Here is a 24,572-nt window from a genome sequence, read left to right on the forward strand (position 1 = left end):
TCCCTGGTCCTACGCGGGCTCGGGCTCCTCCGTGAACGACACCGCCAGGGTGGCCTCGAACCCGGTGCCCCTGATCGGGAAGCGCCACGCGCCGTCCGGCCCCGATCCGTCGGCCCGGACCACACCCGCCGCTTCCACGCGGGTGGCGGCCTCCAACTCCTCCCGGGTGTTCGCGAGGAGTCCTTCGCCCGTGTGCAGATACAGCGCGGGCTCGTCGCCGTCTTCCGTCAGCAGCTGAAGGTAGTACTGCTTGCGGAAGACGACGTTGTCCGAGAACCCGATCCCGAACGAGTCCCGTTCACCGAGATACACGTCGAGGCGGAACACCAGGCCCGATGCCCCGTCCGCGGTCGCGGGCCGTACGGTCCGGTCGACCCAGCCCTCCCAGATGAGTCGGCCGGGCCCGGCCCAGCCGGTGGTCCGGTCTCCCGCGGCCGACAGCGGCTTGTTCAACTCCTCTTCCAGAGGGGGCGGTCCATCGGTGAGGCCGTCCGAGTGGAACGGGCCGTAGCAGTTCTCCGCCTCGGGACTCTGATGGAACAGATCGAAGTCGACTCCCCTCGGTTTCACCGAGACCCCGAAGTAGAACTCGCTGCGGCCGAAGAAGTCCTTGCCGCGCAGCACCTCTGCCGATTCGAGGCGCAGCCGCACATGGTGGGTGCCGTGGAAGAACCTCATCGCGATCTCGAACGCCTCGCGCGAGGTGATGAGGGAGTCCGGCCCGCCGTGGCACTTGTGCACGAACGTCCTGGGTGCGCCCGGCAGTTGGGCCGACGCCTGCTTCACCAGTCCGTCACTGCGGTTGTGGACCAGGGTGCCTTCGTCGGTGAGACTCACGATCCGGTTCGCCACCGAGGCGATCGCGACCCCGAAACTGCGGTGGTCGGTCCCCACCACGGTCAGGACGCGCTCGACGGGGAACCATTCGTTCCATTGCCTGAACTCCGTGCTCCCCGGATCGAACGCGGCGAGTTCGTCCGCCGCCTCGGCGACCCCCGGCACATGTTCCACGAGTGCGCGCGGCAGCACCTGGAAGGCGATACCCCGGTGCGGGGTACCGAGCGTCACGATCCGGTGGACCAGGTCCCCCGGTCGCGGCTCCCCCGCAGGGGCGGCGCTCATCTGCCGGAGCGCGGCCCGCAGGACGAGCCCTCCCATGCTGTGCGCCACGATGTCGACACCCGGGAACGGTTCCTCGCCACCGCCGTTGCGGGCGGCGGCACGCCGAATGATGTCGATCAGGCGTACCAGCCCCGCCCCGTATCCCTCGATCGTCCTCGGTTCGAGGTCGTAGTAGCGGTAGATCCACAGCGTCCCGTCCACACCGTCGCGCAGCACACGATCCGCCATGCCCGGATCGAGGACCACGCTCCCGGACAGGAGATCGTCGTCCCAGTCCCACTCACCCGGCGGTACGGGCAGCGGTCGGGCGTAGTAGCCGACGACGTTGGTGGCGTCCCGGTAGGGATGCTCCAGGTACTTCAACGCCCGGAGCACGAAGCCCTCGTAGATGAAGTTCTCCCCGCGACGGCTGGGATACACGGTCCCTTCGTTGAAGCCCTGGTACGCATTGCGCCGAACCCCACCGACATCCGGTCCGCCGAACCCTCGCACCAGAATCATGGGCCGTACGAAAGCGGTCATCGCGCCCTCCCCCGATCGTGAACCTGGGCACCTCCGCAGTCCCGCCCTACCAGAGTCCCGGCCGCGTGAACACATCGGCTTCGGCAACTACGCCCCGAATCAGGCTCGTTCAGGAACCCATGCGCAGAGACCGTGCGCCCGACGACGTACCGGCCCGCGGACCGGGACACATCACCGTGCCCGAGCGACTGACGCCGCGACCCCGTCGGATCAGCCCTGGTCGGGTGTCAACCGCAACGAGATGCTGTCGACGGCGCCGGGGACGAACTCCTTGATGGGGAGCATGTGTTGAGCCGCGCGCGATTCCGGAGCAGTCGGTCAAGTGCGGCCGCCAGAACCGGAGCCATCGATTCCCTTTGTGGGCGCGACGTGCACAGGTTCTACGATCAGCCCATCTTCATCCAAAAGTTGGAAGGATTCCCTGTGCACCACTCCGCGTCGTCCGCCCCGGCCCCGGGCAGACGAAGACCCCGCCGGAAGCAACGCGCTTCGGCGGCGGCCCTGCTGGCCGCTCTCATATGCGCCCCTCTGCCGCTGCTCAACGAGCCCGCGTTCGCCGAAGACGCCGCCCCGGCCGCCGATGCCCCGGCGGTGCGACAGGCAGCCGGGGCCCGGACCGAGATCGTCTCCAAGCGCACCGACTCGACCACCACCTGGGCCAACGCCGACGGCACGACCACCGTCGAGGCGTACACCGGCCCGATCCGGGTCAAGCAGCCGGACGGCAGCTGGCGGCCCGTCGACACCACCCTCGTGGCCGAGAACGGTGTGGTGCGGCCCAAGTCGACCGCCGCCGACATCACCTTCTCCGGCGGCGGCTCGGGCGAGCCGCTGGCCGAGGTCTCTCGCGACGGCCGCACGCTCGGCCTCGACTGGCCGAGCAAGCTGCCCGCACCGCGGTTGGACGGCCCGACCGCCGTCTACCCCGACGCCGTGGAGGGCGGTGACCTCGTGGTGACCGCCCTCAAGGAGGGCTTCTCCCATTCCGTCGTCCTGCACCAGCGCCCCGACGCCCCGGTCAGCTACCGTCTCCCGGTCTCGGCCGAGGGCCTGACCCTGCACGAGACCGCCGACGACCGGCTGCGCTGGAGCGACAGCGGCGGCCATACGGTGGCCACCGCGCCGCTGCCGGTGATGTGGGGCTCGGGCGAGAAGCGCGCCTCCGGTGAGCCCGAGGACCTCACGGCCATCGACGTCACCATCGAGCGGGACGCGGACACCGGCGACCAGGTCCTGGTCCTGAAGCCCGACGCGGATTTCCTCGCCGACCCGGCGCTGGAGTACCCGGTCACCATCGACCCGACCGACTCGCTCCTCGGCCCGGTCACCGACACCTGGGTCCAGTACGACGACTACCTCACCTCGCAGCGCGGCTCGACCGAGCTGAAGGCCGGTACCTACAACGGCGCCGAGAAGGCCCGCTCGTACCTGAAGTTCGACGTGGCGAAGTACGCGGGCAAGCACATCCTCGACACCGACCTGCGCCTGTACTCGTACTACTCGTCCACGTGCAGCACGGCCAACTCCGGCAACCAGGTGCGCCGCATCACCTCCGCCTGGGACCCCTCGGCCATCACCTGGTCCGAACAGCCGACGACCACGACGACGGGCGCCGTGACCTCCACCGCGGCCAAGGGCTACAACTCCAGCTGCGCCGCCGGCCACGTCTCCTGGGACGTCGACGGGATCGTCCAGGCCTGGGCCGACGGACAGCCCAACCACGGCGTGCGGATCGCGGCCGTCGACGAGACGGACCCGCTGACCTGGCGCCGCTACCACTCGGCGAACCAGACGGACGGCTCGCACAACGCCGCCTACGAGCCCTCGCTGACGGTCACCTACAACTCCAAGCCCGGTACCGCGACGGCCGTCTCGCCGCTGTCCGGCACCTACACCTCGGACACCACGCCCACTCTGTCCGCCAAGTCCGTCGACGCCGACGGCCAGCAGCTCACGCTGGGCTTCGAGGTCTGGGCGGCGGACGGCACCGCGGCCCTGAAATCCGGCACCTCTGCCGCCGTGGCCTCCGGGGCTGTGGCGACCCACACGGTCGCCGTCCTTGCGCCGGGCAACTACAAGTGGCGGGCCAGGGCTTCGGACGGGACCGACACCGGGGCCTGGTCGGCATGGCAGACCTTCACCGTCGACACGACCGTGCCGTCCACCCCCACCATCACCTCCACCAGCCATCCGTCGGCGTCGGCCTGGTACGACGCCACCGCCTTCGCGGGCACGCTCGCCGCGACGGACGCCTCCGGTGTGACCGGGTACGCCGTCAAGCTCGACCAGAGCCCGACGACCGCCGCCGGTACCGCCGTCACGCAGACGGGAACCGCCGTCAGCTGGAGCGGGCGCGCCGACGGCACCTGGTGGGTGCACGCGGCCGCCCGTGACAAGGCGGGGCTGTGGTCCCCGACCCGGCACTTCGGCTTCAACGTCGACACCACAGCGCCGGGCGCGCCCGGTGGCCTGGTCTCCGCCACACACCCCATGACGACCAGCGCCTATGCCAACCGCACCGCGTCCTTCAGCTGGTCGGCGCCCGCCGACCTGTCCGGCGCGGCCGGTTACACGGTCGCCGTGGACCGCACCGCCGACACCCTGCCGGCCACCACCGGCACCGTACAGACGTCGACGAACCTCAGCACGACGGTCGACGCCGACGGCACCTGGTACCTGCACGTGCGGGCCAAGGACAAGGCCGGAAACTGGTCATCCACCGCCGCGCACCTGCCGTTCAGGGTCGACATGACGCTGCCGCCGAGCCCGGTGATCAGCTCGTCCACGCATCCGGACCAGACGGACGCATACAAGAGCGGCGACTTCAGCGCGACCTGGACCGCGCCCTCCGGCGCCTCCGCCGGGTACAGCATCGTCGTCGACGGCACCGCCGACACCGTGCCCGACAGCACGGCCGAAGCGACGGTCACCTCCTACGCGACGACCCGCACCGAGGGCACCTGGTACCTCCACGTGCGCGGCATCGACGCCGGCGGCACGGGCGGGGCGACTTCGCACTACCGCTTCACTGTGGACACCACCGCTCCTGGCACCCCGGCCGTGACCTCTGCGGCCTATCCATCGGACGCGTGGGCCGGCGGCGCGCAGGTGACCGGGAAGTTCACGCTGACCCCCGACGGCACGGACACCCGGAGCCTGACGTACAGGGTCGACGGTGCTGCCGCGCAGACCGTCACCACCACCGGCGGTCCGGTGGAGTTGCCGATCACCCCGGCCACGGAGGGCAGCCACCAGCTCGTCGTCACCGCGACCGACCGGGCCGGCAACGTCTCGGCCGAGACCAAGTACGCCTTCCACGCCGGACAGGCGGCCGTGACCGCGCCCGCCAACGGCGAGGTCCTGGTCGGCTCGGTCGACCTCGCGGTCGACGCCCCGCCCTCGCTGGCAGAGGTCACCTTCCTCCAGCGGGTCTCGGCCACCGATCCGTGGCAGGTCATCGCGGCCTCTCAGGTCACCCGTGCCGACGGCGCGGCCGTGACCTGGCCGGTGCCGCTCACCGGCGGCTCGGCGCCGAAGCTGCTGTGGGACACGTCGTCCCTTTCCGGCAGCGGCGGCCGGCAGATCGGCGCCCGCTTCGGCGGAGCGTACGCCCCGCCCGCCGCCGAACCCGTCTCGGTGATCGTCGACCGCGTCGAGGTCATCGACGGCGGCCTGGGCGACGGCCTGCAGGAGTCGGAGCCCGCACAGGCCTACGCCCTGGAGCAGGCGACGGCCCGCGCGGCCGAGGACCCGGACGCCTTCGCCCCGCCCTACATCGACCCGGCCACGGGCGAACTGGTCGCTCCGGTCGTCGAATCGGCCTTGGCCGACGAGGCGTCCGCTCCGATCCAGGTGACGCAGGCCCCCGCGGACGAGGGCAGCGGTCTGCCCGCCGAGGACACGGAGGAGGGCACCAAGCCCGACGTCACGTCCACCGAGGCGGAGACTCCGGCGCCGCCCGCCGACGGGTCCGTGGAGACCACCGGCGAGGAGTCGTTCGAGATGGCCGAGGACACCACGGAGACCACTCCCGCGCCTGACGGGCCGACCGTCACCGAGCAAGTGGCTCCGCGCGCCGAGGTGGTGGAGCACAGCGTCACCGCGCTGGAATCCGTGCGCGACGAGGTCCTCCAGCTTTCGGAGGCGGAACTGCCCGGCGTGAGCGGACTGCACATCGCGTTCGTGGACCCCGCAGAGAACCGTGTGGTCGTGGAGACCGAGACGGCCACCCCGGCGCTGGTCACGGCTCTGGGGGAGCGGTACGGCACCGACACCGTCGCCGTGAGCCTCACTCCCGGTGCCGACATGGTGGAAACCCAGGCGAACCGCCAGAACGACACCTCGCCCTACTACGGCGGGTCGCGCATCTTGTCGTACGTGACCACCAGCTCGGCGAAGTGGTGCACGGCCGGCTTCGCCTGGCGGTACGACGGTAAGTGGTACATGGTGACCGCCGGCCACTGCACCAGCGGCAATGGGGCCATCATGAGCCCCAACGAGAGCGACTACATCGGCCCCGTCGTCCGGGACAACTGGAGGAACGGGTACGGCTCAGTGAAGCTCTCCGGCCAGAGCTACTACTCGGGTGACCTGTCGCTGTACCGAGTCAACAGCGACAGCGCCGCAACGCCCCGGATCTACAAGGGCGGCAAGACGTCCAGCTCGTCCCGGCTCGTCCACGGCTACTGGAAGCGCTGGGCGCAGAGCGGCGACAAGGTCTGCACGGGCGGCATGATGACCGGCGAGCTGTGCGGGTGGAAGGTGACCGCGACTCAGGCGACGATCCACTACTCGGGCGGAACCACTGCCAAGAACATGGTCGTCGCCAAGAAGACGTCCGGATCCTGCACCATCAACGGCGACTCCGGTGGCCCCGTGTACACCGTCGACGGGAGCGGACAGGCGATCGCCAAGGGCATCCTGTCCGGTGGCGGTGGCGGTGGCGGCGACAACAGCGGCGGGTTCTTCGACCCCTGTTGGTTGTACTTCACCGACATCGGGCTGGCCAACAGCGCCTTCCCCGGAAAGGTAGCGTGGTACTGACATGCGCCGAGCCCTTCTCACTCCGCTGCTGGCGGTGGCCCTGACCGGATGCTCACTCCTCGGCCAGGACACACCGTGCACCGAGGCCGACGCCGACTCCGAGGTCACCGCCGTGTGGCAGCCCGCCGACTTCGGCGAGCCGAACGCGGCAACGATCCGGCTGTGCGCGGACGGCTCCTGCGAGGAGCGGACGTCGGGCAGCCCCGACGACCCGTTCGCCGCGCTGTCGGTCCGGCTCCCGGACGACATCGGGGTGTCCAGCGTCGCGGTGCGGCTCACCGTGACGTCGACGAAGAGCGGTGACACGGTCGTCGAGGACAGCACACAGGCCAGGCTGACCGAGCAGCACCCCAACGGGGCGTCCTGCCCTCCCACCGTCCGGACGGCGACGTTCCGTGCCCACCCCGACAAGGGTCTTACCTCCCCCAAGGGCATGAAGCTCCAGGGCTGAGCCACCCTACGCAGGCGCCCGTCCTCCCGGCATCACCGGAGGGACGGGCGCTGTGCGCTGCCCGGATCAGCCCTCGTCCGGCGCCAACCGCAACGAGATGCTGTTGATGCAGTACCGCTGATCCGTCGGGGTGGCATACCCCTCACCCTCGAACACATGCCCAAGATGCGACCCGCACCGAGCACACCGCACCTCGGTCCGCACCATCCCGTGGGAGCGGTCGGACACCAGTTCCACGGCGTCGGTGTCCTTCGGGTCGTAGAAGGAGGGCCAGCCGCAGTGGGACTCGAACTTCGTGGTGGAGGTGAAGAGTTCGGCGCCGCAGGCGCGGCAGGAGTAGACGCCCGTCGCCTTGGTGTCGGTGTACTCACCGGTGAAGGCGGGCTCCGTGGCGGCCTGGCGCAGGACGGCGTACTCGGCCGGGTTCAGCTCCGCGCGCCACTGCTCGTCCGGCTTTTCGACGTCGTACGACATGTTGCTCAGCCCCTATCCACTACGCGAGACGGTCCAGGATGCGCGGGCCGAGGTCCGTGACGTCGCCCGCGCCCATGGTGAGAACGAGATCGCCGGGCTTCGCCATTCCCGCGACCACCGCGGGGACGTCCGCCTTGTCGTGGACCGGTGTCACGTCCGCGCCCGTGGCGCGCGCCGCCTCGATGATCAGGTCACTGGTGACGCCGGGGATCGGGTCCTCGCGGGCCGGGTAGATGTCCAGGACCAGCGAGGCGTCCGCGAGGGACAGCGACTGGCCCATCTCCCTGCCCAGCTCCTGGGTGCGGGAGAAGAGGTGGGGCTGGAAGACCACCAGGATGCGGGCGTCGCCGGCGGCTCCGCGCATCGCCTCCAGGTCGGCCGTCATCTCGGTCGGGTGGTGGGCGTAGGAGTCGATGACCTGGACACCGGCCACCTCGCCCTTGAGCTGGAGGCGCCGCTTCACGCCCGTGTAGGCGGCCAGGGCGGAGGCGAGGTCCGTCGCGGGGATGCCGAGCGCGACGCCCGCCGCGAGGGCGGCGACCGCGTTGTGCGCGTAGTGGCGGCCGGGGACGGAGACGGTGAAGGTGAGCGGCGTGCCGTCCAGCTCGACCGTGACCTCGCTCTTCAGGCCCTGGGCCACCACCGACAGCACCCGTACGTCGGCGTCCTGCGCCTCTCCGTACGTCACCGTCCGCACCGAGGGAGCCACCCGTCGCGTCAGCTCGCGCGCACCCTCGTGGTCGGAGGAGATCACCAGCGTGCCGCCGGGGACGATTTTTCCGGTGAACGTCTCGAAGGACTCGTAGATCTCGTCCATGGACGCGTAGTTCGCGTGGTGGTCGAGCTCGACGTTGAGGACGATCGCGACCTCGGGGGCGTACTTGTGGAAGCTGCGGTCCGATTCGTCCGCCTCGGCGACGAAGATCTCGCCGTCGCCGTGCAGCGCGTTGGAGCCGGGGGCGTCCAGGTCGCCGCCGATCGCGTACGACGGCCGCAGGCCGAGCTCCGACAGCGAGACCGCCAGCATCGAGGTGGTCGTGGTCTTGCCGTGGGTGCCCGCCACCGCGATCGGGCGCAGGCCCTCCATCAGGGCGGCCAGCGCGTCGGACCGGTGCACCACCGGGATGCCCAGCTCGGCCGCGCGGGCCAGCTCCGGGTTGTCCCGGCGGATCGCGGACGACACGACCACACAGCTCGCGTCGTCCGCGAGATGTTCCGCCGCGTGCCCGATGTGCACGGTGGCACCCAGCGCACGCAACGCCTCGGCGGTCGCCGACTCCTTGGCGTCACTGCCCGCCACCTTGGCCCCACGCTGCGCGAGGATCTTCGCGATCCCCGACATCCCGGCGCCGCCGATGCCGATGAAGTGCGGTCGGTCCATGGCGGTGGGAAGGGTGCCGGGTGCCACGTGATGTCTCCCTGTGCATACAGATACGGCGGACGTACAGGCGCCCCAGCCTAATTGCCTACGGTGACGTGACCGACCTAGGGGCGCGGGGGGACTGCGCGACCAGCCACACACCACCCGCAGCCGCAATCACACAGGCACCCCGACGGCGACTAGGCCTTGCTGTGCGAGAACAATTTCAGCACCGGCACCCCCACCTTGTGCCGCGCCCGCGACGCCCAGTCCCGGTGGAAGAACTCCTCCACATAGTGCGGATCGGTCAGCACGATCACCTCGTCCGCCCCGACCTCCTCCACCAGCCCCTTCAACGCGTCCAGCGGATGATCCTCGATCAACCGCCCCTCCGCCGCGTTCCCGGAGCCCCGCAGCGCCTGCAGGGACACCTCCAGCGCCCGCTCCCCGAAGGGCCTCGCGGCATCACCCTCGGGTACCTCGCGCTCCTTCGCCGCCTCGTCCAGTTCGCCCAGTGCGACGTCGTCGATGGCCCGCAGCAGGCGGTCCGCCTGGTCGCCGCGCGGCTGGAGCAGTACATGGAAGGAGACCTGCTCGTCGCCGTGCAAGGTGGTGACGAACTCCACGTCGGCGGACGTCAGGGCCTTTTCGATCATCAGTACGCTTGTGAACACCGAGCGCCCCTTCTGCGGAAACCATCCTGCCCCGTGATCTCACGGGGCTGCGAGATTCAGTGTGCCCGTCGGAAGCTAACCGGAACGGTAGATTCCGCCGATTTCGGGACCGGCGGTACCGCTGAACGAATATCAAGTGCGCTGGTAGCGGCCGAAGAGAAACCCCTCCTCCTCCAGCAGGGACACCAGTGCGAACCGATGCGGAACCGCGACGGACGGTCCCCCGGCGATGCGCTGGGCATCGCCCGCGGTGAGCATCGGGGCGACGGTCAGACAGAGCTCGTCGAGCACACCGGCAGCCACGAACTGACCGAGCAGCCGCGGGCCGCCCTCGGTCAGCAGCCGGGTGAATCCGAGGTCCGCGAGAGCCCGTACGGCACGGGCGGGCTCCACGCCGACGCCGTCACCGGCGATCACGACCCGGGCGCCCGCCTTCTCCGCGGTCGCGATCCGGTCGGGGGCGGCCGCCGCGCCGGTCAGGATCAGGGTGGGGACGAGGGGGGAGGTGAACAGCGGAAGGGAGAAGTCCAGCTCCAGACTGGCGCTGACCACCGCGATCGCCGGCGCAGGTCCCTGTCCGGCCGCCTCCCTGCGCTCGGCGAACTCCGCACGCGCGCGTGCGGGCCGGTAACCCTCCTGCCGTACCGTTTCCGCGCCGACGACGACCACGTCCGCCAGCCCCCTGAGCATCCCGAAGATCCGCATGTCGGCCGCGGTGGAGATGGGGTGCGACTTCCCGTCGTGCTGAGCGGCACCGTCGAGCGTCGACACCATGTTCGCCCGCAACCAGGCCACGGGCGCCCCGCCGGCCACGGGCTCGGGATAGGCGTAGGCCTCGGCCAGCTCGCCAAGACTCCACTCCCGGTCAACGAGATCGGCACCGGGCACGGCATCCGCGCCGGTCCCACCCAGAGAACGCACCGCTTCGCCCCCCTCTCCGACCGCACCGGACCCGTCCGCCCCGGGTACCCCACCGGCGCCTTCCGTCACAGCACCGCCGGTACCGCCGCCCGCGGCGCCGGGCGCAACGACCGCGCTCCCGGCCTCGGCACCCCCACCAGAACCGTCGGCCCCGACAGGCCCACCGGTTCCACCACCCCCGGAGCCCTCGACCGCACCCCCCGCTCCCACACCCCCGGCCCCACCGCCGGAGGCCCTCGTCGCTGTCTGGTCGGTCACAGGGAACAGGCGTCGCATGTCGTGCAGTGTGGCACGGCGCTTAGCATGGGGAACCGTGTCGTCCTCCACCACCGCCTCCGGGATCAGCCCGATAGCAGACGCGGCCCCGATGTCCCTGTGCTCCCGTGAGCCGCACGTCCCCGCGGACCGGCTCGTCGCCGAGATGGTGCCGCCGCCGCGGTTCGACTCGGTGCGGTTCAGCACGTACATCCCGGACCCGAACCAGCCCAGCCAGTTCGAGGCCGTCCGGGTACTGGAAGGCTTCGCCGGTGGACTCGGCGGGGCGCATGCCGTCGGCGGGGGGAAACGGGGGCTCTTCGGATTCGGGAAGGCCAAGGCGCCCAAGGTCCCGGCCGGCCCCCGCGGCGTCTACCTCGACGGCGGCTACGGCGTCGGCAAGACCCATCTCCTCGCCTCCCTCTGGCACGCCACCCCGGCGGAGCCCTCGCTCAAGGCGTTCGGCACCTTCGTCGAGCTGACCAACCTCGTGGGCGCCCTGGGCTTCCAGAAGACGGTCCAGACGCTCTCCGGCCACCGTCTCCTCTGCATCGACGAGTTCGAGCTCGACGACCCCGGCGACACCGTCCTCGTCTCCACCCTGCTCGGCAAGCTCGTCGACGCGGGTGTCGCCCTCGCCGCCACCTCCAACACCCTCCCCGGCAAGCTCGGCGAGGGCCGCTTCGCCGCGGTCGACTTCCTGCGCGAGATCCAGGGGCTCAGCGCCCACTTCCGGCCGCTGCGCATCGACGGTGAGGACTACCGCCACCGCGGTCTGCCCGCGGCACCGGCCCCCTACTCCGAGGAACAGGTCACCAAGGCGGCGTACGCCACCGAGGGCTCCTCGCTCGACGACTTCCCGCAACTCCTCGATCACCTCGCCCGCGTCCACCCCAGCCGGTACGGCGCGCTGACCGATGGCCTGAAGGCGGTGTGTCTCACCGACGTACAGCCGATTCCGGACCAGTCCACCGCGCTGCGGCTCGTCGTGCTCGCGGACCGGCTGTACGACCGTGAGGTTCCGGTCCTCGCGTCCGGACAGCCGTTCGACCAGCTGTTCAGCGAGGAGATGCTCAAGGGCGGGTACCGCAAGAAGTACTTCCGGGCCATCTCCCGGCTCACCGCGCTGGCGCGCGACGGCAAGGGACTCGTCGAGCCCGCCTAACCGGTGAACTCCCGCAGGTCAAGGGCTGGTTCCCGCCACCGTACCTACGCTTTTCAGGCTCTCTTCAGCTCGAAACGTTAAGTTAACCCTGCAAACAACTTCGCAGGGTTAACGTGTTTCTTGACCAGGCATTGACCATGTCTTGGCAAGCGCGTGAGCCGTGAACCATAGGGAGGGGGACGCATGTTGCGAGACAAACCGACACGGACAGGGCTCTCAACCCCTGCCGTGAATCCACTCCCCCTCGCCTTCTTCGCTATCACGGCATCGTTCGCAACCGCGCACACAGCCAGTGAGGCTTCGACCAGAGCTCTGCCTCACAGATAACGGCAGTACCCCCCACCTGTCATGTACGTCCGACGCGCCGCTGCAGGCGCGCCAGGAGGAGTCACCACATGCAGCCCCTCATCGACAACGCCCGTCTGTTCGGACAGCGCCCTGAGGAGTTCGCCAAGCTCGCAGAAGGCCAGTCCCCTCAAGTCCTGTTCATCACCTGCTCCGACTCCAGGGTCGTCCCGGCCCTGATCACGGGCGCCGGCCCCGGCGAGCTCTTCGAGCTGCGCACCGCCGGCAACATCGTCCCGCCGTACACCTCCGAGCACCCCACCAGCGAGGCGGCCACCATCGAGTACGCCGTCGAAGTGCTCGGCGTCAGCGACATCGTGGTCTGCGGCCACTCGCACTGCGGCGCCGTCGGCGCCCTGGTGCGCGGCGACGACCTGACCGCCGTACCGGCCGTGCGCGACTGGCTCACGCACGCCGCGCCGCGCCCCGCGGGGGCGCCCGAGGATCCGGCCGTGGCCGAGGGCGTGCAGAGCCACGTCCTGACGCAGCTGCTGCGGCTGCGCTCCTACCCGTTCATCGAAGAGAAGTTGACGGCTCGTCAACTCACCCTCCGTGCCTGGTACTACGAGGTGCACACCGGTGCCGTGCGGGAACACCGCGCGGGCACCGACACGTTCGAGGCGCTGTGATCACGATGATGACCAAATACCCTCATCTGCGGCAGGACTTCGCCGCCTCTCTGGTCGTCTTCCTGGTCGCGCTCCCGCTGTGCGTGGGCGTGGCCGTCGCTTCCGGCGTGCCGGCCGAACTCGGTCTGGTCACCGGCATCGTGGGCGGCATCGTCACCGGTCTCATGCGCGGCAGCAGCCTCCAGGTCTCCGGACCGGCCGCGGGGATGACCGTGCTGGTCTTCGAGGCGGTCCAGGAGTTCGGGCTGCCCGTGCTCGGCGTGATCGTGCTGGCCACGGGCGCGCTCCAGATCCTCATGGGCGCCCTGAAGCTGGGCCGTTGGTTCCGGGCGATCTCGGTCTCCGTCGTCGAGGGCATGCTCGCCGGCATCGGCCTCGTACTGATCGCCGGACAGCTGTACGCGATGGCCGACGCCAAGGCGCCCGCCTCGGGCCTCGGGAAGATAGCCGGGCTGCCCGGTGCGCTCGCGGACGCCGTCGGGAACACCGGGGCGCTGGCCTCGCTCGGGCTCGGGGCCGGCACCATCGCGATCCTCGTGCTGTGGAAGCGCATGCCGGCGAAGGTGCGCACCGTGCCCGGTCCGCTCGCCGCGGTCGGTCTGGCCACGCTCGCCGGTCTGGCGTTCTCCATGCCGGTGGCGACCGTCGAGGTGCAGGGGCTGCTGGGTTCCATCCAGCCACCGTCCTTCACCGCCTTCGGTGAGCTCGCGAACATCGGCGTGCTCGCCACGATCGTCGCGTTCACCCTGATCGCGTCCGCCGAGTCGCTGTTCAGCGCGGCGGCCGTGGACCGGCTGCACGACGGGCCGCGCACCGCGTACGACAAGGAACTGGTCGCGCAGGGCGCGGGCAACGCGCTCTGCGGGGTGCTCGGCGCGCTGCCGATGACCGCGGTGATCGTGCGCAGTGCGGCCAACGTCCAGGCGGGCGCGAAGACCAAGGCGTCCCGGGTCATGCACGGCGTATGGCTGCTGCTGTTCGCGGCGCTGCTGCCGGGCGTCCTCGCCTACATCCCGATCCCGGCGCTCGCGGGCATCCTGGTCTACTCCGGCGCCAAGCTGATCCCCGTACGGGAGATCGTGTCGCTGTGGCGCGAGCACCGCGGTGAGGCGCTGATCCTGGTGGTCACGGCCGTGTCGATCGTCGCGGTCAGCATGTTCGAGGGCGTCCTCATCGGCCTCGCGCTGGCCGTCGCCAAGACCGCCTGGGAGGCCTCGCACCTGAAGCTGGAGGTCGTGGACAAGGGCGCCGGACCCGTCCAGGCGTATCTGTCGGGCAACGCGACCTTCCTCAGGCTGCCGAAGATCCTCGACAACCTGGAGTCCCTGCCGCAGGACCGCCCGGTGGAGCTGGACCTGTCCGGTCTGCACCACCTGGACCACGCCTGCCGTACGGCACTGGAGAACTGGGCCGAGCGCCACAGCGCGGTCGGCACGGAACCGGTGCGGGTCACCGCCCAGTAAGACGCAGCACGCGATCCACACCCGGTGCCTGGTCCATAGCCTCGGACCGGGCACCGGGCATATCGTTGCAGGAGCGGACAAACAGGCCTCTCAGTGAGGGGGTCGCCATGCTCCAGGAGCTCCTGACCGTGGCCGCGGCAGCCGGTTCCGCCGGCGTGGTCTATGTCGCCGCCGGGGCGCGGGTCGTCAAGCAGTACGAGCGCGGGGTGATCTTCCGGCTAGGGCGGCTGATGGACGACGTGCGGGCGCCCGGGTTCACGATGGTGGTCCCGTTCGTGGACCGGATGCACAAGGTCAACATGCAGATCGTCACGATGCCGATCCCGGCCCAGGAGGGCATCACCCGGGACAACGTGACGGTGCGCGTGGACGCGGTCGTCTACTTCCGGGTGATCGACGCGGCGAACGCGCTCGTGAAGGTCGAGGACTACAAGTTCGCGGTCTCCCAGATGGCGCAGACGTCCCTGCGCTCGATCATCGGCAAGAGCGAGCTGGACGCCCTGCTCTCCAACCGCGAGAAGCTCAACGAGGGCCTGGAGCTGATGATCGACAGCCCGGCCGTCGGCTGGGGCGTGCAGGTCGACCGCGTCGAGATCAAGGACGTGTCGCTGCCGGACGCGATGAAGCGTTCCATGGCCCGGCAGGCGGAGGCCGACCGCGAGCGCCGCGCCCGGATCATCAACGCGGATGCCGAACTCCAGGCGTCGAAGAAGCTCGCCGAGGCCGCGAAGGAGATGTCCGAGCAGCCGGCCGCCCTCCAGCTGCGGTTGCTCCAGACGGTGGTGGCGGTGGCCGCCGAGAAGAACTCCACCCTGGTCCTCCCCTTCCCGGTGGAGCTGCTGCGCTTCCTGGAGAGGGCCCAGGAGCACCCCACCGACAGGTGACACCTCTACGCGCGTGGTTCACGGAGCCCGCGCCAGGTGATAGACACAGCGGCGTCACATCCTGTCCGCCAGCAGGAAGGTTGCTGCTCCATGTCCGCAACACGACGTCAGGTGCTCGCCCGCTCCGGCGCCTTGGGGGCGGGAATCGCCTTCACCGGCGCCCTCTCCGAGCTCTTCACGGGCACCGCCGCCGCCCAGAACCTCGGCCACACCGGCTACGGCCCCCTCGTCCCCGACCCGAACGGCCTGCTCGATCTGCCGGAAGGTTTCCGCTACAAGGTCCTCTCCCGTGAGGGCGGCAAGCTCTCCTACGACCAGGGGCTCGTTCCCTCCAACCACGACGGCATGGCCGCCTTCGCCGGCAGACACAGCGGTGCTCGCGTCGTACACCTGGTCCGCAACCACGAGAACCGCCCCACCGCGGCCATCCCCGTCCCGACCGTCGAGGGCCTCACCTACGATCCGGCCGGCAAGGGCGGCTGTACGACGCTGGCGCTCGACGGCCGGAACAGGGTTCTGTCCGAGCAGGTCGCCATCGCCGGCACGGCCGTCAACTGCGCGGGCGGGCCCACCCCTTGGGGCACGTGGCTGACCTGCGAGGAGACCGAGGACAAGGCCGGCACCAACGGCTACACCAAGGACCACGGCTTCATCTTCGAGGTCGACGGCGCCGACCCGCGCCGCTCCGGAGCGGTCCCGCTGACCGCGATGGGCCGCTTCCAGCACGAGGCGATCGCCGTCGACCCCCAGCGGGGCATCGTCTACGAGACCGAGGACGCGTTCCTCAAGCCGTTCGGCCTCTTCTACCGCTTCCTGCCGAACAAGCCGCTGGGCGGCCTGGGTTCCCTGCGCGCGGGGGGAAAGCTCCAGGCGATGCGGGTGCCCGGCGTACCGGACCTGTCCTCGATCCAGGAGACGGGCGCGTGCTTCGAGGGCGTCGAGTGGGTCGACGTACCGGACCCGCTGGCCGCCCAGACCCCCATCCGCCTCCAGGACTTCGGCCCGAAGGGCATCACACACGCGCAGAAGCTGGAGGGCTGCTACTGGGGCGGCCGGTGTGTGTACTTCGTGTCGTCCTTCGCCCACAGCGCGGAGGGCTCGGCCGCGGACCACTTCGGCCAGATCTGGCGCTACGACCCGTCCTCGCGCCGCCTGACCCTGGTGATCGTCTTCGGTCCGGACACCGACATCCAGCTGCCCGGCGAGTCCCCCGACAACATCTGCCTCGCCCCCAGCGGCGGCCTGATGGTCTGCGAGGACGGCAACGGCGCCCAGCACGTGTACGGCGTCACGCGCAGGGGCGAGGTGTACGCGATGGCCCGCAACGCCCAGAACATCGGGACGCCCGAGGCGCCGGAGTGGGGCGAGTTCGCGGGGGTCACCTTCTCCCCCGACGGCGACACGATGTACGTCAACTGCTACACGCCGGGGACGACGTTCGCGGTGACGGGACCCTGGCGCAGGTAGGGCCCCTGCGCCGGGAGGCGGACCCCCGCCTCCCGGCGCATGATCGAAGCGGCCGCAATCCGGGATGTGCCTGATTCATCCCGTTATGTTCATACAGTGATCATTCGAGTACGACAAGTAGTGGCCGCCTGTGCACTCGGCGCCGCGCTCACCGCCTGCGCCGCCGCCCCCGAGGCACAGCACGCCGCCCGTCCGGCTCCCTCCGCTCCCGCCGCCCCCTCCCGGGCCCCGACCCTCGCCCCGGGCCCCGCCGGACTCACCCCCGTCTTCAAGAACGGCCCCCGCACGCACGGCAGGACGGTCGCGCTCACCTTCGACGCCGACATGACCGCGGACCAGGGGCCCCGGGCGGCGGCCGGCGAGCGCTTCGACAATCCGCGGCTCATCGCGGCGCTGCGGACGCTGAAGGTGCCGGCCACCGTGTTCATGACGGGGCGGTGGGCCGAGGAGTACCCGACACAGGCGCGGTCGATCGGACGGGACCCGCTCTTCGAGGTGGCGAACCACTCGTACAGCCACTACGCCTTCACCGGCGACTGCTACGGGCTGCCGACGGTCTCGCAGGACCGTATGCGGGCCGATGTCGAGCACGCGTACGCCGCCTTCCGGAAGGCGGGCGTCCCGGACGCGCGGCCGTACTTCCGCTTCCCCGGCGGCTGCTACGACCGAGAGGCCCTCAGGGCGCTCACCCCGGCCGGTGTCACCGCCGTGCAGTGGGACGTGGTCAGCGGGGACGCCTTCGCGACGGACGCGGACGCCGTGGCCCGGCAGGTGCTGGACGGGGTCCGGCCCGGTTCCGTGGTCGTCATGCACTGCACCCGCAGCGCCGCCCCGACGACCGAGCGGGCCGTACGGACGATCGTGCCGGAGCTGCGGGCCAAGGGGTACCGGTTCGTGAAGGTGTCCGAGCTGATCGCGGCGGGGGGCGGGCGCCGCTGACCGCCCTACGCTGGGGATATGAGCGAGGACTACTGCACGATCAGCGCGGCGCCGAAGCCGCCCGTCGCCGACGGGCCGCCGTACGCGGAGTGTGTGCTGTGCCGGAAGCCGACGGAGTACCCGGAGTCGTACAAGGGGATCACCATGTGCCCGGTATGCGAGTGGCAGGAGGCCCAGCGGACCGCCTGCTCAGGGTGATCTCCGGGACGTCAGCACGCAGGCCACGGCGGTCGCGCCCGCGGTGAGCAGGGCGGCCGCGGCCAGGGGCAGCAGCGGCAGTGGGACCGTGCCCTCACGGGAACCGGTGACCAGGCCCTGGACCGCCGCCTGGGCCGGGGAACCGGTCGTCACCGTCGTCAGCAGCGCCGCGAGCAGCATCGTGGGGACCGCCCGTCCCGGCGAGCGCAGCAGCGGCCACGTGGTGAGCGCCCCGACGGCCGTGCCGAGCAGAGCGCACGCGAGGGTGGCGATCAGCCCCGCCGCACCGGCGGGGAACCGTGGCACCCGCATCTGGTGGTCGGCGCCCACCGGATCGCTGATCAGCGTCACAAGGAGAGTCGCCGCCGTGCCGAGCAGCGCCGCCGTGGCGAATGCCACCAGCAGAGAGGCGAGGTGCGCCCTCGCGGGCCCGACCGCCGCGGACACACAGGCACGGGCCGCGGGCGGCTCGTTGGACACACAGATCCGCACCAGCCAGGCGGCGACGGGCAGCAGCGCGGCGGCCGCGTACCCGAGCGAGTCGAGGATCGGCTGGCCGCTCTGCACACCGATGCCCAGGAAGGCGACGTACAGGATGAACGGCGGCAGCCAGCGCTGGGAGCGTACGAGCAGGGCGGCCTGGTAGCGGAGCAGAGCGGTCATCGGCCGTCTTCCTGTGTCTGGTGGCTGACGCTCACCACATGCCACGGCGGGCGGGCCGCCAGCAGGGTACGGAGCAGGACGTCCGAGCGGGACGCGGGGACGGCGAGCCTGTAGGTGCCCGGTGCCGTCTCCTCGGCGGTGGTGGCCATCCGGTGCGCGTCCGCGGGCAGCCGGCCGCCTGCCGGGCCCTGGGCCACGACGGTCACCTGCGGGCCGGAGGGCGCGGCGGCCTGTGTCGTACGACGGTGGAGGCCGCCCTCGTGCACGGCGTACGTCGCGTCGGGCACCCCCGCCAGCCGGCTCGGGTCGTGGTCGACGAACACCACCGCTCCGCCCGCCGCGGTGCGCTCGGCGACCGCGCGCTCCAGTTCCGCCCGGGCGTCCGCGTCGAGGCCGGTCCACGCCTCGTCCAGGACGAGCAGCTCCGGTTCGGCGAGGAGGGCCTGGGCGACGGCGACCTTCTGGCTGCTGCCCTTGGAGAGCTGGGCCATGGGGGTGCGGGCGTAGGGGGTGGCGCCGAACCGCTCCAGGGTGTCGGCCGCGGCTCGCTCGGCCGAGGTGCGGGTGAGGCCGTGGATCGTGGCCAGGTGGGTCAGGTAGCCGAGGGCGGTGAACGGGAGGGCCGAGGGGAAGCGTTCGGGGACGTAGGCGGTGTGCGGGCGGCCCTTGATGCGACCCTCCGAGGGGGCGTCGAGGCGGGCGAGTACGCGAAGGAGCGTGGATTTGCCGGTGCCGTTCGGGCCTTCTATGCGGGTGAGGGTGCCGGGGATGAGGGTGAGATGGATGCCTCGTAAGACCCAGGGGCCGCGTAGGCCGTAGCGGCGGCCCACGTTGTCCAGCTGTAGATCGCGTTCCATGGTTGTCATGATGTCGTGTGGCGACCAACGGTTGGTTGTGGCTGGTCGCGCTCACGCGGCGGTAGCCGCACATCGGCACAGCCCCGCGCCCCTTAGGGTGATTGCGTGAGCGTTGATTCCAAGTCCACCGGTGACAGTCCCTTCCGGCACGAAGCCACTGCCCGCGATCATGCACCGCAGTTCGTGCTGCCGTTGGTCGTGCGCATCGAGCGGGATGCGCCTCCCGCCCGGACCGACGCTCTCGAGACCGCTGCCCGTGCTGTTCTCGTCATGCTCAGCGATGGACGCTCCCTCGGGGACGGTGAGTGGGCTCAGGTCATGCGGGACTGGCAGGACGCACGCATCCGGAAGGTCGTGCGGCGGGCCCGTGGGGGCGAGTGGCGCAAGGCCGAGGCGCTGCCCGGGATCACGGTCACCGGGAAGTCCGCGGAGGTGCGGGTGTTTCCGCCGGTGCCGTTGGACGGGTGGCCCAAGGAGTTGGCCAAGCTTCAGGTGTCGGGTACCGACCTCGACGACCCCGAGCCGCCGGTGGACGCCGATCCGGGTGTCCCCGTGCTGTGGATGAGCCCGGACGTCGACATGTCGGCCGGGAAGGCGATGGCTCAGGCCGGGCACGGGGCTCAGCTCGCCTGGTGGGAGCTGTCGGACGCGGAGCGGGCCGCTTGGCGCGACGCCGGGTTCCCGGTCGCCGTACGGACCCCTGGACGGGACCGGTGGCGCGAACTCGTCGGCAGTGGGCTGCCGTTGGTGCGGGACGCCGGGTTCACCGAGATCGCCCCGGGCTCGTGCACGGTCGTCGCCGACCATCCGGCGCTGCGGTGACCCGGCTCGACGGCAGGGTCGAACGAGGCAACCGCACCCGGCAGTCGGTGCTGCGCCGTACCGTCGAGATCGCCTCCGTGGAGGGTCTCGAGGCGCTGTCGGTGGGACGGCTCGCGACCGATCTACGGCTCAGCAAGAGCGGGGTGTTCGCCCTGTTCGGCTCCAAGCAGGAGCTGCAGTTGGCCACGGTGCGGGAGGCCTCGCGGGTGTTCGTCGCGGAGGTCGTGGAGCCCGCCGCGAAGGTTCCGGCGGGGATCGGACGGGTCTGGCGGCTGTGCCAGGCGTGGCTGGAGTACTCGGAGGGGCGGGTCTTTCCCGGCGGCTGCTTCTTCTACGGCGTGGTGGCCGAGTTCGACGCCCGGGAGGGGGCCGTGCACGATGCGCTGGTCAGGGCCCAGCGGTCCTGGGGCGCTCATGTGGAGGGCTGTGTCGAGGAGGCGCGGACCGCGGGTGAACTGCGCTCCGACACCGATGCCGCGCAGCTCGCCTTCGAGCTGATCGCCCTCATGGAGTCGGCGAACGCGCTGTCCGTGCTGCATGGGGAGAACGTCGCCTATCGACGGGCGCGGGTGGGGATCGCGGCGCGGTTGCGGGCGGTGGCGGTGGACGTCTCGTCGGCGCCTCAAGTGGGCTGAGGGATAAGGGATGTTGGCTGCTCGTCTTTCGGGACCGATCACGGAAAACAAGTAGCACGATCGTTCGCTTACTTTTATTCTCGGATCCATGCGAATCTCGCGACGAGCGATCCTGCGCGCTCCCTGGCAGCCCGGGCCCGAACCGCCGACCGACGCCCCGGTGCTGGTCAGCGTCACCGACTTCACCGCCCTCGGCTTCGGGCAGGCCGCCGCGGTCGCCCTGGCCGGCGTGCGATTGCGCCGCACCTGGCCGGGGACGCCCGGCTCGCTCGGCATGTGGCTGTGGGCCGACCCGGTCCGCAGACGCTCCGGGGCCGTGTCCGTGTGGGCCGGCGAACAAGAGCTCAAGGAGTTCGTCGCCCGGCCCGACCATCTGCGGATCGTGCGCGCCCACCGTGGGCGGAGTGAACTTCGGTCGACGACACGGGAGTTCGCGATATTCGAGCCATCGACCCTGTGGGCCCACGCCCTGGACCCGATCACCGAGGAGCAGTGATGGACGTCGTGGAACTCGACCGGATCGCCGTGTACGAGGCCCTGCGGGTGGTGGAACTCGCGCAGGACGGGGACTGGGAGCGGGACAGTCCCTGCGCCGGGTGGACACTGCGGCGGCTGGTGGCGCACATGGCCGCGCAGCACCACGGGTTCGCGGCCGCCGCGCGGGGTGCGGGCGGCGATCCGGCGTACTGGACGGAGCCGGCGGACCTGCGCGAGCCGGCCAAGGTGCATCGGGCGGCCGCGACGAGCCTCCTCGGGGCGTTCGCCGAACCGGGCGCCGTGGAACGGGAGTTCACGCTCCCCGAACTGGGCGGGCGGTTCCCCGGGCGGCTCGCGATCGCCTTCCACCTCATCGACTACGTCGTGCACGCCTGGGATGTGGCCGCCACGCTGGGGGTCGGGCTCGAGCTGCCCGACGAGGTCCTGACGGCGGCCCTGGCCGTGGCCCGTCATGTCCCGGCCGATCCGGCGGGGCGGGGTCCGGGGTTCGCGTTCGCCGCGACGCTGGACGTGCCGCCGGACGCCGGGCCGCTGGAGGAGACGCTGCGGCTGCTGGGGCGGTCGCCGGAGTGGGGGTGAGCGGTCCGCCCGCCTGAACGGGCGGCTGCTGGATTGCGTACCTCCTGGCACGGGTGGCCGGAACCTCAAATGTTCCTCTGAACGACGGGGTGGGGGGATTCGGGACCGGACACCGGGGCCATACCCCCGTCACGCCGGAAACAGCGAGCCGTCGAAGGGGACGACACAACGGATCCAGGTGGAGCGGGAGAGTCGGCCGGAGGAGGGACGGGGACGATGGAGCGACTGGGTACGGGAATCGGATGGCGGCCGGAGATCGCGGACGCCGTGGAGCGCATGCCGGGTATCGACTGGGTCGAGGCCGTGGCGGAGAACGTCTGCCCCGGGCATCTCCCCGAATCGCTGCTCCGGCTGCGCGAGCGCGGGGTGACCGTCGTCCCGCACGGCGTCTCCCTCGGCCTCGGCGGCGCGGACCGGCCCGACGAGGACCGGCTGACGGCCCTCGCCGAGCGCGCCACGGCCCTGGGCTCACCGCTGGTCACCGAGCACATCGCGTTCGTCCGGGCGGGCGGGCCCCTGACGGCCTCACCGCGCCTGGAGGCGGGCCATCTGCTGCCGGTGCCGCGCACCCGCGACGCGCTCGACGTGCTGTGCGAGAACGTCCGTATCGCCCAGGCCGCGCTGCCCGTGCCGCTCGCCGTCGAGAACATCGCCGCGCTGATCTCCTGGCCGGGTGAGGAGATGACGGAGGGGCAGTTCCTGTACGAGCTGGCCGACCGCACGGGCGTACGACTGTTGATCGACGTCGCGAACCTCCACACCAACCACGTCAACCGCGGCGAGGACCCCGCCGAGGCCCTCGCCGACCTCCCTCTGGAGGCCATCGCCTACGTCCACGTGGCGGGCGGCTTCGAACGCGACGGCGTCTGGCACGACAGCCACGCCCACCCCGTCCCCCGCCCGGTCCTCGACATCCTCACCGACCTCGCCTCCCGCGTCTCCCCGCCGGGGGTCCTGCTGGAACGGGACGAGAACTTCCCCGAGCCGAGCGAGCTGGAGCGGGAACTGACGGCGATACGGGGCGCGCTGGAGAAGGGGCGCGAGCAGGCCGGGGGGAGCTCCGAGGAGGGCGGCGGGGAGTCCGTGACGGATGTCGCGGGGCGGGTCATGAAGACCAGCCCCGACACCACTGCCGATGCCCCCCTCGACGGCGCTGACGCCGCCTCCACCACCGCCCCCGCCCGTCAGCGCCTCGCCCTCGCCCAGACCGCTCTGCTCTCCGCGCTCGTCGCCGGGACGCCCGTGCCCGAGGGGTTCGACCGGGTGCGGGTCGGGGTGCAGGCGCGGGCGCTCGCCGGGAAGCGGGCGGATGTCGTGGCGAAGGTCGCGCCCGAGCTGCCGGAGATTCTCGGGGCGGGGTACCGGGCGGCGTTCCTCGGGTACGCCCAGGGGCATCCGATGGGCGCCGGCTACCGGCGGGACGCGCTGGACTTCGCCGGGTACCTCCTCGGCTCCGGCCTGCCGGAGGACCCGCACGCCCGGGCCGGGCTGCGGGAGTGGTGGCTGGAGCGGTCCGGCACGCGGCCGCGGTCCCACCGGCCCGCCGTACGGCTGGCACGGGCGACGCGGCGGGTGCTGCTGCGACGGTGACCGGCCGCCGTCCGCGCCGGCCGCAGCCGAGTGTGCCGGGGATAACACCGGCGCCTCGACACATCTCCCACACACTCGGTTAGCCACCCTTTGGTGCCATAAGCCACCAAGTCTCCCTTCACCATTCGCCCCTGGTGTCCGGGATGCAACCATTCGCTCCTGTACGGCAGTTGGCGCGGACCGCGCAGTAACATGCCAATCCCGCACTCGAAATCCCAACTGCGTGCGGTGCCGTAACAGGAGGCACCATGCGACCGCGACCCCCCGTCAAGGGCCGAGGAATTCTCAGCGGCACGGGGCTCATCATCACCGGCCTGACAGCGACCCTGATGGCGCTGATCTTCCCGATCTGGTCGTACGCCGACCGGTCGGGGACCGCGGCCGACGTACTCAATGCCGAGACCGTGTCGACGCAGTACGGGCCGCTGTCCGCGCTCGACCGGGAGTTCGTCACGAAGGTCCGGCTGGCCGGGCTGTGGGAGCTGCCCGCCGGTCAGCAGGCCCAGCAGAAGGGCACGACACAGGCCGTACGGACGGCCGGACAGCACCTCGTCGAGGGGCACACCTTCCTGGACGAGCGGGTCCGCGACGTCGCCTCCCAGCTGGGCCTGACCCTTCCCAACGAGCCGAACGACCAGCAGAAGGGGTGGCTCGCCACCCTGAACTCGGCCCAAGGCGTCGAGTACGACCGCGAGTTCGCCAACATCCTGCGTCTCGCACACGGCAGGGTCTTCTCCGTCGTCGCCCAGGTCCGCGCGAGCACCCGTAACTCCCTGGTCCGCACGCTCGCCGACGACGCCAACACCACCGTCCTGGACCACATCAAGATCCTGGAGGCCACGGGCTACGTCGACTTCGACGCCCTGGCCCAGGACATGGCCGTCGGCAGCACACCCCCGATCACCAACCCCCCGGCCCCGCCCGCCTTCACGGCAGCCCCGACCCCGGCCGTCCCGGTGACCCCGAGCTACTCACTCCCCCCACCCCCCACCCGCCCCCCCCCCCCCCAGCCCCAA

The 24,572-nt window shown here is 71.0% G+C and carries 22 protein-coding genes; 15 read left to right on the forward strand and 7 right to left on the reverse strand.

The features are described from left to right. Positions 1-9: 9 nt before the first annotated feature. A complete protein-coding gene (locus TN53_RS17400; protein WP_052745220.1) occupies positions 10-1,644 on the reverse strand; it encodes an esterase/lipase family protein in 1,635 nt (544 codons plus the stop codon). A 423-nt stretch (positions 1,645-2,067) separates the two neighbouring features. Between TN53_RS17400 and TN53_RS44095 the strand changes: the two genes are divergently transcribed. Further along, positions 2,068-6,687: a DNRLRE domain-containing protein gene (locus TN53_RS44095; protein ID WP_052745221.1), complete on the forward strand. Its 4,620-nt coding sequence runs from the start codon at positions 2,068-2,070 to the stop codon at positions 6,685-6,687. Position 6,688: 1 nt separating this feature from the next. Then, positions 6,689-7,138, forward strand: coding sequence for a hypothetical protein (locus TN53_RS17410; RefSeq protein ID WP_046259421.1), 450 nt, complete (start codon positions 6,689-6,691; stop codon positions 7,136-7,138). 66 nt (positions 7,139-7,204) lie between these two features. On the opposite strand, the gene msrB is transcribed toward TN53_RS17410, so the two are convergent. From msrB to TN53_RS17430, 4 genes are all read right to left on the reverse strand, one after another. Then, complete coding sequence (gene msrB, locus TN53_RS17415) at positions 7,205-7,612, reverse strand: peptide-methionine (R)-S-oxide reductase MsrB (RefSeq protein ID WP_046259422.1); 408 nt, start codon at positions 7,610-7,612, stop codon at positions 7,205-7,207. A gap of 19 nt (positions 7,613-7,631) precedes the next feature. After that, positions 7,632-9,020 carry a UDP-N-acetylmuramate--L-alanine ligase gene (gene murC / locus TN53_RS17420; RefSeq protein ID WP_046259423.1) on the reverse strand — a complete coding sequence of 463 codons (1,389 nt, stop codon included), beginning with the start codon at positions 9,018-9,020 and terminating at the stop codon, positions 7,632-7,634. A 152-nt stretch (positions 9,021-9,172) separates the two neighbouring features. Beyond that, positions 9,173-9,646 (reverse strand): indole-3-glycerol phosphate synthase, encoded by a 474-nt coding sequence (locus TN53_RS17425; protein WP_199924593.1) that lies wholly within the window; start codon positions 9,644-9,646, stop codon positions 9,173-9,175. Between the two features lie 132 nt (positions 9,647-9,778). Beyond that, a complete protein-coding gene (locus TN53_RS17430; RefSeq protein WP_095046540.1) occupies positions 9,779-10,567 on the reverse strand; it encodes a pyrimidine reductase family protein in 789 nt (262 codons plus the stop codon). A gap of 313 nt (positions 10,568-10,880) precedes the next feature. Here TN53_RS17430 and zapE point away from each other — a divergent pair, with 313 nt between their 5' ends. From zapE to TN53_RS45155, 7 genes are all read left to right on the forward strand, one after another. After that, positions 10,881-11,987 carry a cell division protein ZapE gene (zapE, locus tag TN53_RS17435; protein ID WP_234441611.1) on the forward strand — a complete coding sequence of 369 codons (1,107 nt, stop codon included), beginning with the start codon at positions 10,881-10,883 and terminating at the stop codon, positions 11,985-11,987. A gap of 395 nt (positions 11,988-12,382) precedes the next feature. Then, positions 12,383-12,961 (forward strand): carbonic anhydrase, encoded by a 579-nt coding sequence (locus TN53_RS17440; RefSeq protein WP_046259426.1) that lies wholly within the window; start codon positions 12,383-12,385, stop codon positions 12,959-12,961. A 5-nt stretch (positions 12,962-12,966) separates the two neighbouring features. Then, complete coding sequence (locus TN53_RS17445) at positions 12,967-14,424, forward strand: SulP family inorganic anion transporter (protein ID WP_046259453.1); 1,458 nt, start codon at positions 12,967-12,969, stop codon at positions 14,422-14,424. Between the two features lie 107 nt (positions 14,425-14,531). Then, positions 14,532-15,308: a slipin family protein gene (locus TN53_RS17450; RefSeq protein ID WP_046259427.1), complete on the forward strand. Its 777-nt coding sequence runs from the start codon at positions 14,532-14,534 to the stop codon at positions 15,306-15,308. 90 nt (positions 15,309-15,398) lie between these two features. Next, positions 15,399-16,775: a PhoX family protein gene (locus TN53_RS17455; RefSeq protein WP_046259428.1), complete on the forward strand. Its 1,377-nt coding sequence runs from the start codon at positions 15,399-15,401 to the stop codon at positions 16,773-16,775. A 96-nt stretch (positions 16,776-16,871) separates the two neighbouring features. After that, positions 16,872-17,714 (forward strand): polysaccharide deacetylase family protein, encoded by an 843-nt coding sequence (locus tag TN53_RS17460; RefSeq protein WP_046259429.1) that lies wholly within the window; start codon positions 16,872-16,874, stop codon positions 17,712-17,714. 18 nt (positions 17,715-17,732) lie between these two features. After that, positions 17,733-17,912, forward strand: a complete 180-nt coding sequence (locus TN53_RS45155) for a hypothetical protein (protein ID WP_095046541.1) — start codon at positions 17,733-17,735, stop codon at positions 17,910-17,912. Here TN53_RS45155 and TN53_RS17465 read toward each other — a convergent pair. Next, positions 17,904-18,575, reverse strand: coding sequence for a hypothetical protein (locus tag TN53_RS17465; protein WP_046259430.1), 672 nt, complete (start codon positions 18,573-18,575; stop codon positions 17,904-17,906). The genes TN53_RS45155 and TN53_RS17465 overlap by 9 nt on opposite strands. Beyond that, positions 18,572-19,432, reverse strand: a complete 861-nt coding sequence (locus TN53_RS17470) for an ABC transporter ATP-binding protein (RefSeq protein ID WP_046259431.1) — start codon at positions 19,430-19,432, stop codon at positions 18,572-18,574. The genes TN53_RS17465 and TN53_RS17470 overlap by 4 nt, the downstream gene beginning before the upstream one ends. Positions 19,433-19,537: 105 nt before the next feature. Between TN53_RS17470 and TN53_RS17475 the strand changes: the two genes are divergently transcribed. From TN53_RS17475 to TN53_RS17500, 6 genes are all read left to right on the forward strand, one after another. Beyond that, positions 19,538-20,254, forward strand: coding sequence for an aminoacyl-tRNA hydrolase (locus TN53_RS17475; protein WP_046259432.1), 717 nt, complete (start codon positions 19,538-19,540; stop codon positions 20,252-20,254). Beyond that, complete coding sequence (locus tag TN53_RS17480) at positions 20,251-20,889, forward strand: TetR/AcrR family transcriptional regulator (protein WP_234441612.1); 639 nt, start codon at positions 20,251-20,253, stop codon at positions 20,887-20,889. Before TN53_RS17475 ends, TN53_RS17480 begins: the two co-directional genes overlap by 4 nt. A gap of 88 nt (positions 20,890-20,977) precedes the next feature. Next, positions 20,978-21,385, forward strand: coding sequence for a hypothetical protein (locus tag TN53_RS17485; RefSeq protein WP_159038138.1), 408 nt, complete (start codon positions 20,978-20,980; stop codon positions 21,383-21,385). Beyond that, positions 21,385-21,966, forward strand: coding sequence for a TIGR03086 family metal-binding protein (locus tag TN53_RS17490; RefSeq protein WP_046259434.1), 582 nt, complete (start codon positions 21,385-21,387; stop codon positions 21,964-21,966). Before TN53_RS17485 ends, TN53_RS17490 begins: the two co-directional genes overlap by 1 nt. Before the next feature lie 216 nt (positions 21,967-22,182). Continuing rightward, positions 22,183-23,556, forward strand: a complete 1,374-nt coding sequence (locus TN53_RS17495; RefSeq protein WP_046259435.1) for a DUF692 domain-containing protein — start codon at positions 22,183-22,185, stop codon at positions 23,554-23,556. A 248-nt stretch (positions 23,557-23,804) separates the two neighbouring features. Further along, the coding region (locus tag TN53_RS17500) for a DUF4142 domain-containing protein (protein WP_046259436.1) at positions 23,805-24,572 on the forward strand (768 nt) is incomplete at its 3' end.

This window comes from Streptomyces sp. WM6386, assembly GCF_000972385.1.
In the GTDB taxonomy this organism is placed as follows: domain Bacteria; phylum Actinomycetota; class Actinomycetes; order Streptomycetales; family Streptomycetaceae; genus Streptomyces.

Excerpts from the sequence above, each read along its gene's own strand:
- TN53_RS17485 (WP_159038138.1), top strand. The coding sequence starts at position 20,978 with ATGCGAATCTCGCGACGAGCGATCCTGCGCGCTCCCTGGCAGCCCGGG.
- TN53_RS45155 (WP_095046541.1), top strand. The coding sequence starts at position 17,733 with ATGAGCGAGGACTACTGCACGATCAGCGCGGCGCCGAAGCCGCCCGTC.
- TN53_RS17495 (WP_046259435.1), top strand. The coding sequence starts at position 22,183 with ATGGAGCGACTGGGTACGGGAATCGGATGGCGGCCGGAGATCGCGGAC.
- TN53_RS17445 (WP_046259453.1), top strand. The coding sequence starts at position 12,967 with ATGATGACCAAATACCCTCATCTGCGGCAGGACTTCGCCGCCTCTCTG.
- TN53_RS17490 (WP_046259434.1), top strand. The coding sequence starts at position 21,385 with ATGGACGTCGTGGAACTCGACCGGATCGCCGTGTACGAGGCCCTGCGG.
- TN53_RS17470 (WP_046259431.1), bottom strand. The coding sequence starts at position 19,432 with ATGGAACGCGATCTACAGCTGGACAACGTGGGCCGCCGCTACGGCCTA.
- TN53_RS17450 (WP_046259427.1), top strand. The coding sequence starts at position 14,532 with ATGCTCCAGGAGCTCCTGACCGTGGCCGCGGCAGCCGGTTCCGCCGGC.
- TN53_RS17410 (WP_046259421.1), top strand. The coding sequence starts at position 6,689 with ATGCGCCGAGCCCTTCTCACTCCGCTGCTGGCGGTGGCCCTGACCGGA.
- TN53_RS17465 (WP_046259430.1), bottom strand. The coding sequence starts at position 18,575 with ATGACCGCTCTGCTCCGCTACCAGGCCGCCCTGCTCGTACGCTCCCAG.
- TN53_RS17455 (WP_046259428.1), top strand. The coding sequence starts at position 15,399 with ATGTCCGCAACACGACGTCAGGTGCTCGCCCGCTCCGGCGCCTTGGGG.
- TN53_RS17400 (WP_052745220.1), bottom strand. The coding sequence starts at position 1,644 with ATGACCGCTTTCGTACGGCCCATGATTCTGGTGCGAGGGTTCGGCGGA.
- TN53_RS17440 (WP_046259426.1), top strand. The coding sequence starts at position 12,383 with ATGCAGCCCCTCATCGACAACGCCCGTCTGTTCGGACAGCGCCCTGAG.
- msrB (WP_046259422.1), bottom strand. The coding sequence starts at position 7,612 with ATGTCGTACGACGTCGAAAAGCCGGACGAGCAGTGGCGCGCGGAGCTG.